This is a genomic window from Streptococcus sp. V728, from assembly GCF_052077995.1.
In the GTDB taxonomy this organism is placed as follows: domain Bacteria; phylum Bacillota; class Bacilli; order Lactobacillales; family Streptococcaceae; genus Streptococcus; species Streptococcus infantis_B.
This window is the reverse complement of the sequence record NZ_JBQJJH010000002.1, coordinates 778,832-792,579: the sequence shown is the minus strand read 5'-3', so window position 1 is coordinate 792,579 and position 13,748 is coordinate 778,832. Positions and strand designations below refer to the sequence as shown.

The window sequence follows — 13,748 nt, the reverse complement described above, 5'->3', positions numbered from 1 at the left end:
ATCTCTTTTATTGATTTTGTGATATAATTAACACGTAAAAAAAAAGAAGGAGTCATATCTAATGGCAAAATTGACTGTTAAAGATGTTGAGTTGAAAGGGAAAAAAGTTCTCGTTCGTGTTGACTTCAACGTACCTGTAAAAGATGGCGTGATTACTAACGACAACCGTATCACTGCAGCTCTTCCAACTATCAAGTATATCCTTGAACAAGGTGGACGTGCAATCCTCTTCTCTCACCTTGGACGTGTAAAAGAAGAAGCAGATAAAGAAGGTAAATCACTTGCTCCTGTAGCTGCTGACTTGGCTGCTAAATTGGGTCAAGAAGTGAAATTTATCCCAGGTGTTACACGTGGTGCTGAATTGGAAGCAGCTGTTAACGCTCTTGAAGATGGACAAGTTCTCTTGGTTGAAAACACTCGTTTCGAAGATGTTGATGGCAAGAAAGAATCTAAAAACGATCCTGAACTTGGTAAATACTGGGCATCACTTGGAGATGGTATCTTCGTAAACGATGCCTTCGGTACAGCTCACCGTGCACACGCATCTAACGTTGGTATCTCTGCAAACGTTGATAAAGCTGTTGCTGGATTCCTTCTCGAAAACGAAATTGCTTACATCAAAGAAGCAGTTGAAGCTCCAGAACGTCCATTCGTAGCTATCCTTGGTGGATCAAAAGTATCTGACAAGATCGGTGTGATCGAAAACTTGCTTGAAAAAGCTGATAAAGTTCTAATCGGTGGTGGGATGACTTACACATTCTACAAAGCACAAGGTATCGAAATCGGTAACTCACTTGTAGAAGAAGACAAATTGGATGTGGCGAAAGCTCTTCTTGAAAAATCAAACGGCAAATTGATCTTGCCAGTTGACTCAAAAGAAGCGAACGCATTTGCTGACTACACTGAAGTGAAAGACACTGAAGGTGAAGCAGTAGATCCAGGATTCCTTGGTCTGGATATCGGTCCTAAATCAATCGCTAAATTTGACCAAGAATTGACTGGTGCGAAAACAGTTGTATGGAACGGACCTATGGGTGTATTTGAAAATCCTGACTTCCAAGCTGGTACAATCGGTGTGATGGACGCTATCGTGAAACAACCAGGCGTTAAATCAATCATCGGTGGTGGTGACTCAGCTGCTGCAGCTATCAACCTTGGTCGTGCAGACAAATTCTCATGGATCTCTACTGGTGGTGGAGCTTCAATGGAACTCCTCGAAGGTAAAGAACTTCCAGGTCTTGCAGCTTTGACTGAAAAATAAGAACATAGAACAAGGAGGACTTAAGTTCTCCTTTTTTTGCGCTCTTTTAAAGTTTGGGAGTACCGATGGATAATTGGACAGAATCCAAAAAAAACAGTAAAATAGAGAAATACCAATCTAAATGAAATTTGAGTGATAATCGTGGAAAAAAGAGAGAATCTTACTAAAACAGCTATTTGCGGTATTATCAATGTCACCCCAGATTCTTTTTCTGATGGGGGCCAATTCTTTGCTATTGAAGAAGCCTTAAAGCAGGCTCGAAAATTGATAGCTGAAGGTGCCACTATTTTAGATATCGGTGGGGAATCTACTCGACCTGGAAGTAGCTATGTTGAGATTGAAGAGGAAATCCAACGTGTGGTTCCAGTCATTCAGGCTATCCGTCAAGAAAGTGATGTTTTGATTTCGGTCGACACATGGAAAAGTCAAGTTGCAGAAGCGGCTCTAAAGGCTGGAGCCCATATAGTCAATGACATTACAGGTCTTATGGGGGATGAGAAGATGGCAGAAGTGGTTGCCAAAGCAGGAGCTCAGGTGGTCATCATGTTTAATCCAGTCATGGTACGTCCTCAGCACCCTAGTTCACTTATCTTCCCTCATTTTGGATTTGGAGAGCCTTTTACAAAAGAAGACTTGGCTGAATTTGAACAACTGCCAGTAGAAGAATTGATGACAGCTTTCTTTGGCCGTGCACTTGCAAGAGCGAAGGAAGCTGGTATTGCAAAAGAAAACATCATGCTGGATCCAGGGATTGGCTTTGGCTTGACCAAAAAGGAAAATCTCATCCTTCTACGTGACCTTGATAAATTGCACGAGATGGGCTATCCTATCTTTCTAGGAGTCTCTCGCAAGCGCTTTGTCATCAATATTCTGGAAGAAAATGGCTTTGAAGTCAATCCAGATACAGAAGTAGGTTTCCGAAATCGTGATATTGCTTCGGCTCATGTAACCAGTATTGCTGCCAGACAAGGTGTGGAAGTGGTGCGTGTACATGATGTAGCCAGTCACAAGATGGCAGTCGAAATTGCGTCTGCTGTCCGCCTAGCAGATGATGCGGAAAATTTAGATTTGAAACAATATAAGTAAGATGAATAAAAACGAAACGAATCAGTGGATAGCAAACTATCGGACAGATCAACCGCATTTCGGCTTGGAGAGGATGGTGGAATTGTTAGCCTTACGTGGCAATCCCCATCTTAAGCTCAAGGTTATCCACATCGGTGGAACCAATGGTAAGGGATCTACCTTAGCTTTTTTGAAGAATATGTTGGAAAAGATGGGACTAAGAGTTGGTGTCTTTAGCTCTCCCTATCTGATTCATTATACGGATCAGATAGCCATTAATGGGGAGTCAATCCCAGAAGCTAAACTAGAAGTCTTAATGTCGGAATATCGCTCACTACTTGAAGGGGAGTACGCTCCTGCCTTGCAGGGAACGACAGAATTCGAGATTATCACTGCTATAGCCTATGATTACTTTGCCTCAGAGCAGGTCGATGTGGCTATTATGGAAGTTGGTATGGGTGGACTTTTGGATAGTACCAATGTCTGTCAGCCTATTTTAACAGGTATCACAACCATTGGACTGGATCATGTAGCTTTACTTGGTGATACTTTGGAAGCCATCGCAGAGCAGAAAGCAGGCATTATCAAGTCAAGAGTTCCTCTTGTAACGGGGAACATTGTCCCAGAAGCTATGGTGGTTATTGACCAGATTGCGAAAGGGAAAGAGGCTCCTAGGCTTATTTATGGGGAAGATTATCAAGTCAGTCATCAAGAGAGTGTGGAGACGGGAGAAGTCTTTGACTATTTAAGCCCACTTAGACAAGGTCGCTTTCAAACAGGTCTGCTTGGTTTGCACCAGATAGATAATGCCGGAATGGCACTAACTTTGTTGGATGCCTATTGTCAAGAGACTGGGCGAGAATTGCCAGAAAATGATTTAGTGGCTCAAGCTTTAGAGGAAACAAGCTGGCCTGGACGTTTAGAAGTTGTTTCTAGAAAACCCTTGATGATTTTAGATGGGGCCCACAACCCCCATGCCATCAAGGCTTTATTGGAAACTTTGGATGAACGATTTGCTGACTATCACAAGGAAATCCTCTTTACTTGTATTAAAACCAAGGCTTTAGAGGATATGTTAGATTTATTAGAGAACTTACCAGATACTAATCTTACACTAACACATTTTGATGATGGTCGAGCAACGGATGAAGAAGTGCTAAAGAAAGTAGCTTATTCTAGAAATCTTAGCTACCAGAGTTGGCAGGCATTTCTAGACCAAAATATGATAGATGACGAAGAGAAAAAAACAGTTAGGATAGTCACGGGCTCCTTGTATTTCTTGAGCCAGGTGAGAGCCTATCTAATGGAGAGGAAAAACTAGAGAATGGATACACAAAAGATTGAGACAGCTGTAAAAATGATTATCGAAGCGGTCGGCGAAGATGTCAACCGCGAAGGCTTACAGGAAACTCCTGCTCGGGTAGCTCGCATGTATCAAGAGATTTTTTCAGGACTTGGTCAAACTGCAGAGGAACACTTGTCAAAATCTTTTGAGATTATTGATGATAATATGGTAGTGGAAAAGGATATCTTTTTCCATACCATGTGTGAACATCACTTTTTGCCATTTTATGGAAAAGCTCATATCGCCTACATCCCGGATGGTCGTGTAGCAGGTTTGTCGAAGCTTGCACGTACAGTTGAAGTTTATGCAAAAAAGCCACAGATTCAAGAACGCTTGAATATCGAAGTAGCTGACGCCTTGATGGACTATCTTGGTGCCAAAGGTGCTTTCGTTGTGATTGAAGCAGAGCATATGTGTATGAGTATGCGAGGTGTTCGAAAACCAGGGACTACTACCTTAACCACTGTAGCTCGTGGAGTGTTTGAAACAGATAAGGATCTTCGAGACCAAGCGTATCGCCTCATGGGGCTATGAAAATCGCTTCAAACGAATTTTTCTAGAAAGGAATAGTTATGGATCAATTGCACATTAAGGATCTGGAAGTTTTCGCCTTTCATGGACTCTTCCCTAGTGAGAAGGAATTAGGGCAAAAGTTTGTCATTTCAGCTAGCTTATCCTATGATATGACAAAGGCTGCGACGGAGTTGGACTTGGAGTCTTCTATCCATTATGGGGAACTTTGTCAGCAATGGACGACTTGGTTCCAGGAAACCACTGAAGACCTGATTGAAACAGTAGCCTACAAACTAGTAGAGCGCACTTTTGAGACCTACCCTATCGTTCAAGAAATTGAGCTAGAACTTAAAAAACCATGGGCACCTGTCCATTTACCACTAGATACCTGTTCAGTAACCATCCATCGTCGTAAACAACGAGCTTTTATCGCTCTAGGAAGTAATATGGGTGATAAGACAGCTAATCTTGAGCAAGCGATTGATAAAATGCGAGCTCATGGCATCCATGTTCTCAAGGAGTCTAGCGTAATTACGACTGAACCTTGGGGCGGGGTAGATCAAGCTAGCTTTGCCAATCAAGTCATTGAAGTGGAAACCTGGTTGCCAGCTCCAATCTTGTTAGAAACCTTGTTGGCGATTGAGTCAGAAATGGGACGAGTTAGAGAGGTACATTGGGGACCACGCTTGATTGACTTGGATTTGCTATTTGTAGAGGATCAAGTGATCTATACTGACGCCCTCATCTTGCCACATCCCTATATTCCCGAGCGTCTCTTTGTCCTAGAATCCCTTCAAGAAATAGCTCCGCATTTTATTCATCCAGTGCTAGGACAACCGATTCGTCACTTGTATAGTCAATTGGAGAAAGAAAATGCCTAAGTTTTCCGAAACTTATAGTAAATGGAGAAGTCTAGGTGAGGGAGCGCTAGCTATTATCCTTGGTCTTCTCCTGATTTGTTTTGGGCAGATAGTACCGAGGTTGGGTTACCAGCTATTGATGGGTTACTTTTTCTTGTCAGCAGTTTGGCATTTATTGACACGATGGTTTCAGGAAAAGTCCCGTAGAGAAAATATTTTTATAACATTAGCCAAGCTCTTTGTTGCTGTCATCCTATTTGATTCTGTCATTCTGCAGGGAATAGCCCTCTATTTCTTAGTCATTGCTATTGGAAGTTATCAATTGTGTACTGGTCTGATTAGCCTGATTACTTGGTTGATTTATCGGAAGAATCATATTCGCCCAAGGGTCAATTACTTATTCGATGCTTTGTGGATGATGGGATTTGGTCTCTACAGTGTCTCCCCTTTCCATGATGCGACAAATTTTGAGTTACTCTTACTTGGTTTTTACTTGATCATGTTGGGAGCGAGCAGTGTCAGGGATGGTTTCTTTTTTGAAAAAGTGAGAAGCAATCCCAAGCTGAAGCGCAGAATGAGAATGACACTGCCTATATTTGTGACAGCTTTGATTCCCATTAACACCTTACGAAAGTGGAATGAAACCTTAGCGACCCATCAAACGGAAGAAAGTCAAGTACATTCAGAGAGAAAAAATGAAAAATCAGTTGATCTAGAAATTTTTATCCATGCCTCAGAATCGTCCTTCTTCTTGGCAATGGGTCATGTAGATATCTGTTATCAAGGTCAGGTTATTTCTTATGGTTCTTATGACCCGCACTCAGAACGTTTGTTTGGTACGATTGGTGATGGGGTTCTCTTTAAGGCAAATCGAGAAAAGTATATCGAACTCTGTAAGAGAGAAAGTCAAAAAACTCTCTTTGTCTATGGCTTGAGCTTGTCTGAACAACAGAAAAAGGCAATCGAAGAGCGATTGAAAGAAATAGAGAATCTTTTAATCCCTTGGGAACCAAGTTCGCAGTTGATGAAAAGAAGAGAAGGGGAAATCAAACATACTTACTCTTATCAATTGAAACATGAAGCAGATGCCAGTCTCTATAAGTTTAAATCGTCTAAATACAAAACCTATTTTGTCCTTAGTACCAACTGTGTTCTGTTAGCAGATTCTATCGTTGGAGAAGCTGGGACAGATATCCTGAGCCCGCAAGGGTTTATCGTTCCTGGAACCTATCAGGACTATCTAGATTTAGAATTTAAGAAACCAAGTGGGATCGTGGTCAGTCGATCCGTTTATTAACAAAAATAAAACTCTAGTCAAGAGACTAGAGTTTTTAAAATAGGTCATTTTCTTCAGGTAGGAGAATAGTTTCCTTCCCGTCCATATCCATAACGAGTACTTTTGGTGGATACAATGGATCAAAACGGTGATTAAAGTCGAAGTCAATCGTTGTAGGCAGGTGTTGGCTAGAAAAACGGAAGGTGATAGAGCCTTCGTTATTTAATAGTCGAAATTCCAATTCATCTTCTAATTCAAAAACATGCTTTAAAAAATGATCGATAATATACCAGATTGAGTCGATAACATCATCTGGGAGATTAGTTACTACGCCAAAACTGGCACAACGTCGATGCGAATCCGTGAAAGCCATCGATGCCTCCTACTTCATTTTTTAATAATCATACTGCAAACATCTCTAAAAATCAAGAAAAGTTAACTGATTTCAGAAAATATGATTTACAGTAAAATTTTTTCAAAGAAAGTTTATATATCCCTTGAAAATGCTTACAATAAATGGTAAACTGGAGGTAGTGTAAACATGAAAACAAAATTTTCAACATTAGAAAGGAAACGGTATGAACACAGATGATACAGTAACAATTTATGACGTTGCCCGAGAAGCAGGAGTTTCAATGGCAACAGTCAGTCGTGTAGTCAATGGCAATAAGAATGTCAAAGAGAACACTCGCAAGAAAGTTCTAGAGGTTATTGAACGCCTAGACTATCGTCCAAATGCAGTAGCTCGTGGCTTGGCAAGCAAACGTACAACAACTGTCGGTGTTGTCATTCCAGATATCACAAATACTTATTTCGCTGCTCTGGCAAAAGGAATTGATGATATTGCAGAGATGTACAAGTACAACATCGTTCTCGCTAATAGCGATGAAGATGATGAAAAAGAAGTAGCAGTAGTTAATACACTCTTTTCAAAACAAGTCGATGGTATTATCTTTATGGGCTATCACTTGACAGAGAAAATTCGCTCAGAGTTTTCACGTTCACGTACCCCTGTAGTTCTTGCAGGAACAGTGGATGTAGAACACCAGCTTCCAAGTGTTAATATTGACTATAAGAATGCTACTGCGGATGCTGTTCGCCATTTGTTGAAGCGTAACAAAAAAATTGCCTTTGTGAGTGGTCCATTGGTAGATGATATTAACGGTAAAATTCGCTTGGTTGGCTACAAAGAAGCTTTGAAAGCCGCAGGAGTCAACTATAGTGAAGGACTTGTATTTGAATCTAAATATCGCTATGATGATGGTTATGCTCTGGCAGAGCGCTTAGTTTCTTCAAAAGCAACTGCAGCGATTGTGACTGGTGATGAATTGGCAGCTGGTCTCTTGAACGGCTTGGCTGATCATGGAGTTTCAGTACCAGAAGACTTTGAAATCATTACGAGTGATGATTCTCAAATCGCTCGCTTTACTCGACCAAGCCTTACAACTATCGCACAACCCTTGTATGATTTAGGTGCGATTAGTATGCGTATGTTGACGAAGATTATGCATAAAGAGGAATTAGAAGAACGTGAAGTCCTCCTCCCTCACGGTTTGATAGAACGCAAATCAACTCGCAAAAAGTAATAAAAAACCAGGAATCTAGCTGATTTCCTGGTTTTTTATTATCCTTCCATATATGTTCGGAGTTGTTCGCCCTTAAGTCCAGCATTGATTGCGATAAGAAGCTTCAGTCGTGCTTTTTGAGCGTTAAGTTCTTTTACAAAATATACACCATCATTTTGAAGACAAACACCACCGCCTTCGTAGGCGTAAACAGGTTCTGCAATCCCATTGAAACAACGTGAGACTAGTGCAATAGGAAGTCCTGCTTGACTGAGAGATTTTAATTTTTCAGCTGTTTCCTTTGGTACATTTCCAGCGCCAAAAGCCTGAATAATCAATCCATCTAGTTGGTCAACAGGAAGTAAATCGAGAAGTTCATCGGTCATGCCCGCATAAACAGGGATAATAGGGACCAGCCCTTGAATGCTCTCAAGGTCAAAACGAACACGAGGTTCAGCCGTTTTGAAGTAGAGAATTTCCTGCTTCATAATGAGCCCGAGTGGTCCATGAGTTGGTGTTTGAAAGGTACTAACGTTAGTAGTATGCGTTTTTGTGACATATTTGGCGGCGTGAATTTCATCGTTCATAACGACCAAGACACCCTTATCTGCAGCCTTGTCATCACTGGCCACTCGTAAGGCGCTAAGATAGTTGTAGACACCATCGCTTCCCAGTTCATTGGAAGATCTCATGGCACCTGTCAGGACGATAGGCATATGAGGTACTTCCATGGTATCGAGGAAATAAGCCGTTTCTTCTAGTGTATCTGTCCCATGTGTAATGACAACACCATCATAGGACGATGCCTCTTGTTTAATTTTATGGTAGAGGGCTAACATATGCTTAGGCTTGATGTGTGGGCTGGGCAAATTTAAAAAATCCAAGGAATGGACTTCGATACCTTCGAGAGGATTAGAGATATGATTCATAGGGTTATCAGCACTAGTCCTTACAGCTCCAGATTCATCTGCCTGCATGGAAATAGTGCCACCGGTATGTAAAACAAGGATTTTCTTAGTCATGATTCACTCACTTTTTCTGAAATGTGGTATAATCATTGTATCATAAAAGAAAGGAATGAGATAGAATGGAAGTCAAAGCTGTATTTTTTGATATTGATGGAACGCTTGTAAATGACAGTAAGAGTGTTTTGAAGTCCACTAAGGAAGCTATCAAGATTGTGAAAGAACAAGGAGTACTTGTTGGGGTAGCAACAGGGCGAGGACCTTTTTTTGTTAAGGATTTGATGGATGATTTGGATCTGGATTTTGCAGTGACCTACAATGGCCAATATATCTTTAACAAAGATCGAGTTCTTTTTGCTAGCCCTATTGATAAGAGAAGCCTCAGACAAATCATCTCTTATGCCAAGAAAAATCGAAAAGAGATTGCCATGGGAACGCGACAAGACGTTGTCGGTTCTCGGATTATGTCCTTTGGACTCAGCCCTCTTTCACAGCTAGTTAGTCGATTTGTACCTAAATTTTTGACTCGTACTGTTAGTCATTCCTTTAATCGTATGGTCAGTAAGGCCCTTCCTCAGAAGGAAGATGATTTGTTGGACTTAATCAACCAACCGATCTATCAGGTGCTTATGTTGATGACGCCTGAGGAGACAAACCATGCTGCTGAAGCATTAAATCATTTGAAATTTACCAGAAGTAATCCATTCGCGGCCGATATTATCAATCAAGGAAATTCTAAGTTAGAGGGTATCCGTCGTGTCGGGAAAGAGTATGGTTTTGATCTCAACCAAGTCATGGCTTTTGGAGACTCGGATAATGACTTGGAAATGTTGGCAGGCGTTGGAATGTCTGTTGCCATGGGAAATGGTAGCAACAGCGTAAAAGAAGTTGCTAAGCATATTACTGCCAGCAACCAAAACGATGGGATTCATAAGGCTTTGGAATATTTTGGAGTTTTGTCTTCTGAAAAAGTCTTTGTCAGTCGTGACTATCATTTTAACAAGGTTAAAACCTTCCATCATATGATGGACGAGCGAACTCAAGAAGAACCAATAGCTTGGGATTTGCAAGGGGCAACTCATCGCGCCGGTTTTAAGATTGAAGAGTTAGTTGAATTTGTCCGTGCTGCAAGCAATTCTGAAGAGGAATTTCAACAAGCTGTACAAGATTTGCATCAGGCACTCGATAAAGCAGCTGAAAAAGTAAGTAAATCAACACCAGCTGAGAAAAGCCTCGTTGGTCAGGTTGATGCTTTGATTGATACACTTTACTTTACCTATGGAAGTTTTGTTCTGATGGGGGTAGACCCAGAGCGAATCTTTGAAATTGTCCATCAAGCGAATATGGGTAAAATCTTCCCAGATGGTAAAGCTCATTTTGATCCAGTAACCCACAAAATCTTGAAACCAGATAACTGGAAAGAAAAATATGCTCCAGAACCTGCGATCAAAAAGGAGATAGAGCGCCAAATTAAGGCTTATGAACGCCATAAGGAAAGAGAAAATAGAATGAGTTAGAAGCTTCAAGATGAAAAATTAAAATACCTATTGGATTTATTCAATAGGTATTTTTGTTCATATTAGATTTTGCAGCTAGTTTACACGACTTTTTTCTTTAGATGTTACATCTTTTACAGCTTCGACACCTTCACTTGCTTTTTCTTTAGCAGTTGATACACCATTACTGAAACCAGATTTAACTTTTCCAAATTGTTCGGATGCAAATTCACCTGTTGACTCTGCTACGTCAGTTACTCTATCTTGAAGACTCACTGAATCTGCTTCAAATTGTTCTTTTGTTTTGATATCAACAACGTTCACATTTACTTCAACAACTTCAAGATTTGTCATTTGTGAAACCTCAGAAGTGACAACTTTTTTAATTTTGTTATATAGTTCAGGAACGTTAATTTTGTATTCTACAACAACATTCAAATCGACAGCAACTTGTGTCTTACCAACTTCAACATTAACTCCACGAGTAACATTATCTGTGTTAATAATTTTTTCAGTTAAATTAGAGAAAAATCCTCCATCAACGTCCAAAAGACCAGGTACTTTTTCTAGTGCTAGACCAATAATTTTTTGGATAACCTTATTTTCATAAGTAAGGCTTCCTTTTACTTCATGAGTAGTAGCAGTAGATTCATTTTTTTCTGTAGAAACGTTTTTTTCCAAGTTTGACATATGCAACTCCTTATTATTTATTTATATAGTTTTTTTGGATATATAATCCAATTACAATTCCTAAAGCTCCGAAAATCAAAACAAATAGTGTTTTGAAGAAACCAAAGGAAATAATTAAACAAGCTAGAATAATACCTATTAAGCCTGATAAAATTGGATACTGATACTTTTTAAGTAATTCCATCTTTTCACTTCCTTAATCTACACGACTTGTAGTTTTCTTGTGTTGAGTTGGAGGTTGATAGTTTTTAACCAAAACTTCAAGTTTTACCTCACGTTCAAGACCAAAAAACTGCCTTAATCCTTGAGTTATTTCATTTTGAATTGACTGGCACTTAGTAGAGATGTTGTCTGAAGTAATTATTCTACCTTCCACGTAAACAAAACATTTATTTCTTCTGATATTTACACGGATAGTTGGATTTTTAATCAACTCATAATCATCAACAACACATCTAACGAACCCTTCAATAGCTGAATTTTTTAGTTTAAGCTTATCATCTTTAGTACCTAATTGAATATCCAAATATTGCTTAGGATAAAATAGTATAACTAGGATTGATGATAAAACTAATACTGATAGGATTAATGTCCCCCAAAAGATGTATTTAGAAATGAATGCAACAAAACTCCATTCTCTCCAGCTAAACAATTGAATGCCTAGGTCACTTGCTTTTTGGTAATCAACCAAGATGGGGAGGAAGACTGTCAAGATAAGAATGCAGAAAATAAGTAAAAGTATTTTCTTTGTTTTTGACATATACAATCCTTTCGAATTAAACTCATAGATTATTGTAACAGTTTAGGGAGGTGTACAACAATCTATCATCTTCAAGATAGAAGAATACGGAATTAGTAACTTTGAAAAGTGCTACTATGATAGATGAGGTTAGCTAATTTAGTTAACGAAGGGCTCATATTCCCGAGGGATTGTTAATAGAGAACTAGGAAAATGGAGTAAGTAGTTTCAAAACAAAATGTATGATACCCTTAGACGTAAGAATGCCAAGTCGTCTATAACAAGTGGCAAAATAACGAGTCTCCTTTTCTAAACTATGATTACATTCTCAGTTGCTTTTAGTATACCACTCTTTGAAACCGCTGTCAATCTTCGAACATCCTCTCCTTTACTTTACAGATTAGTTTAGGATTTTTTGACGAATATAGTCCTTGCTGTATAAAAGGCTATCACTAATAAAAAGCAAGGTCGGGATTTTCCCGACCTCTTTTTTTCTCATTATAAAGTTTTATCCTTGTCTCGAACGACGAGAAGGTCAACACTTGTATGGCGTAGGATATATTCTGAAGATGATCCGACAAGCAAACGTTCGAAGGCGTTAAGTCCTGTTGCTCCGACCAAAATCAAATCAACATGTTCTTGGTCCGGGATTGTTTTGGCCAAAAGAGTTTTAGGATTTCCCATTTCGATGACAACTTTAATATCTGTAAGACCAGCGTCTCTTGCACGTTTTTCATATTCTGCCATCAAGTCTTGGGCTTCCACTTGTAACTCTTCATAAACTTCAGCATCAAATGTTGAAATGCTTTGAAGAGCCCGAGTATCGATTACATGGGCGATGGTTAGTTTAGCCTGGTTACGCACAGCTGACTGAACTCCCTTAACAAAAGCCAAATCAGCTTCTTTAGAACCGTCGACTGCTACCATGATGTTTTCGTAACGTTGTGTCATAGCAAAAACCTCCTCATTTCTTATCACCCTCATTGTAATCCTTTTCACTAAAAAAGTAAAGTAAAAAATGATAGGAAGGAAAACGCTTTTGACTTTGCTTTTAAGAGTGCTATAATTAAATGTGAGAAAACAAGAGGGATTGATATGACAAAAATTGCGGTACTTTCAGATATTCATGGCAACACAGGAGCATTGGAAGCAGTTCTCACAGATGCGGAAAAGGCAGGAGTTGAGGAATATTGGCTTTTGGGAGATATTCTCATGCCAGGAACGGGACGAAAAAGTATCCTCAGACGATTGGAGGAATTGCCGATGACGGTTCGGGTTCTGGGGAATTGGGAAGAAAGTTTATGGCGGGCTGCTCACCGAAAATTGGATACAAGTAGGCCCAGTCATCGCTACCTCTTACGGCAATGTCAGTATATCATGGAAGAAATTAGTCTAGATGAGATTGAAGAACTTCAGGATTTTCCTATGCACACCCATCGCCAGTTTGGAAATCTCAAGGTGGGGATTAGTCATCATTTACCGGATAAAAATTGGGGAAGAGAACTGATTCATCTTGGAAAGCAGGAAGATTTTGATCGTTTGGTGACTAATCCTGACTCCGATATTGCCATCTATGGTCATATCCACCAACAATTTTTACGTTATGGAAGTGGTGGACAACTCATTTTGAATCCAGGTTCGATTGGGCAGCCTTTCTTTTTATCAGCAAGTCTGCGTGAGGATTTACGAGCCCAATATATGATTTTGGAATTTGATGATAAAGGATTGAAGGATGTAGATTTTCGTCGCGTTGATTATGATGTCGAAGCAGAGTTGCAGTTGGCTCGAGAGTTGCAATTGCCCTACTATCAGGTCTATTATGAAAGTTTAGTCAATGGAATCCATCATACCCACAATCAGGACTTACTGCATGAAATTGCTCAAAGTCAAGGGCATGATGCAGAATTGGATGACTGGCTCAGTCGTAACTCTTGACATTACAACTAGAGGAGCTATAATAAATATAAGAGAAG

General features: G+C 39.8%; 15 protein-coding genes. 9 read left to right on the top strand and 6 right to left on the bottom strand.

What is annotated here, in order from left to right:
• The first annotated feature begins 61 nt into the window (after window positions 1-61).
• From ACTO1Y_RS05225 to ACTO1Y_RS05200, 6 genes are all read left to right on the top strand, one after another.
• Window positions 62-1,261: a phosphoglycerate kinase gene (locus tag ACTO1Y_RS05225; protein WP_441348576.1), complete on the top strand. Its 1,200-nt coding sequence runs from the start codon at window positions 62-64 to the stop codon at window positions 1,259-1,261.
• Window positions 1,262-1,402: 141 nt separating this feature from the next.
• Window positions 1,403-2,347 carry a dihydropteroate synthase gene (gene folP / locus ACTO1Y_RS05220; protein WP_441348575.1) on the top strand — a complete coding sequence of 315 codons (945 nt, stop codon included), beginning with the start codon at window positions 1,403-1,405 and terminating at the stop codon, window positions 2,345-2,347.
• Window position 2,348: 1 nt separating this feature from the next.
• Window positions 2,349-3,647 carry a bifunctional folylpolyglutamate synthase/dihydrofolate synthase gene (locus ACTO1Y_RS05215; protein ID WP_441348574.1) on the top strand — a complete coding sequence of 433 codons (1,299 nt, stop codon included), beginning with the start codon at window positions 2,349-2,351 and terminating at the stop codon, window positions 3,645-3,647.
• Between the two features lie 3 nt (window positions 3,648-3,650).
• On the top strand, window positions 3,651-4,205 hold the full coding sequence (gene folE, locus ACTO1Y_RS05210) for a GTP cyclohydrolase I FolE (RefSeq protein ID WP_441348573.1): 555 nt from the start codon (window positions 3,651-3,653) through the stop codon (window positions 4,203-4,205).
• A gap of 38 nt (window positions 4,206-4,243) precedes the next feature.
• On the top strand, window positions 4,244-5,065 hold the full coding sequence (gene folK, locus ACTO1Y_RS05205; RefSeq protein WP_441348572.1) for a 2-amino-4-hydroxy-6-hydroxymethyldihydropteridine diphosphokinase: 822 nt from the start codon (window positions 4,244-4,246) through the stop codon (window positions 5,063-5,065).
• Window positions 5,058-6,341: a DUF308 domain-containing protein gene (locus tag ACTO1Y_RS05200; RefSeq protein WP_441348571.1), complete on the top strand. Its 1,284-nt coding sequence runs from the start codon at window positions 5,058-5,060 to the stop codon at window positions 6,339-6,341. The genes folK and ACTO1Y_RS05200 overlap by 8 nt, the downstream gene beginning before the upstream one ends.
• A gap of 34 nt (window positions 6,342-6,375) precedes the next feature.
• On the opposite strand, the gene ACTO1Y_RS05195 is transcribed toward ACTO1Y_RS05200, so the two are convergent.
• A complete protein-coding gene (locus tag ACTO1Y_RS05195; protein ID WP_441348570.1) occupies window positions 6,376-6,693 on the bottom strand; it encodes a DUF960 domain-containing protein in 318 nt (105 codons plus the stop codon).
• Window positions 6,694-6,898: 205 nt separating this feature from the next.
• Here ACTO1Y_RS05195 and ccpA point away from each other — a divergent pair, with 205 nt between their 5' ends.
• Complete coding sequence (ccpA, locus tag ACTO1Y_RS05190) at window positions 6,899-7,906, top strand: catabolite control protein A (protein WP_441348569.1); 1,008 nt, start codon at window positions 6,899-6,901, stop codon at window positions 7,904-7,906.
• A 38-nt stretch (window positions 7,907-7,944) separates the two neighbouring features.
• Here ccpA and ACTO1Y_RS05185 read toward each other — a convergent pair whose 3' ends face one another.
• Entirely contained in the window at window positions 7,945-8,907 is a 963-nt protein-coding gene (locus ACTO1Y_RS05185) for an asparaginase (RefSeq protein ID WP_414277157.1), read from the bottom strand.
• Window positions 8,908-8,972: 65 nt separating this feature from the next.
• Here ACTO1Y_RS05185 and ACTO1Y_RS05180 point away from each other — a divergent pair, with 65 nt between their 5' ends.
• Complete coding sequence (locus ACTO1Y_RS05180; RefSeq protein ID WP_441348568.1) at window positions 8,973-10,367, top strand: Cof-type HAD-IIB family hydrolase; 1,395 nt, start codon at window positions 8,973-8,975, stop codon at window positions 10,365-10,367.
• 75 nt (window positions 10,368-10,442) lie between these two features.
• On the opposite strand, the gene ACTO1Y_RS05175 is transcribed toward ACTO1Y_RS05180, so the two are convergent.
• The 4 genes from ACTO1Y_RS05175 to ACTO1Y_RS05160 form a co-directional block, all read right to left on the bottom strand.
• Window positions 10,443-11,036: an Asp23/Gls24 family envelope stress response protein gene (locus ACTO1Y_RS05175; RefSeq protein ID WP_006150062.1), complete on the bottom strand. Its 594-nt coding sequence runs from the start codon at window positions 11,034-11,036 to the stop codon at window positions 10,443-10,445.
• Between the two features lie 13 nt (window positions 11,037-11,049).
• Window positions 11,050-11,220, bottom strand: a complete 171-nt coding sequence (locus ACTO1Y_RS05170; RefSeq protein ID WP_006144923.1) for a DUF2273 domain-containing protein — start codon at window positions 11,218-11,220, stop codon at window positions 11,050-11,052.
• A gap of 12 nt (window positions 11,221-11,232) precedes the next feature.
• Window positions 11,233-11,796: an alkaline shock response membrane anchor protein AmaP gene (amaP, locus tag ACTO1Y_RS05165; protein ID WP_441348567.1), complete on the bottom strand. Its 564-nt coding sequence runs from the start codon at window positions 11,794-11,796 to the stop codon at window positions 11,233-11,235.
• 477 nt (window positions 11,797-12,273) lie between these two features.
• Window positions 12,274-12,726, bottom strand: coding sequence for a universal stress protein (locus ACTO1Y_RS05160; RefSeq protein WP_303943541.1), 453 nt, complete (start codon window positions 12,724-12,726; stop codon window positions 12,274-12,276).
• A gap of 144 nt (window positions 12,727-12,870) precedes the next feature.
• Between ACTO1Y_RS05160 and ACTO1Y_RS05155 the strand changes: the two genes are divergently transcribed.
• Window positions 12,871-13,710 carry a metallophosphoesterase family protein gene (locus ACTO1Y_RS05155; RefSeq protein WP_441348566.1) on the top strand — a complete coding sequence of 280 codons (840 nt, stop codon included), beginning with the start codon at window positions 12,871-12,873 and terminating at the stop codon, window positions 13,708-13,710.
• Window positions 13,711-13,748: the final 38 nt, after the last annotated feature.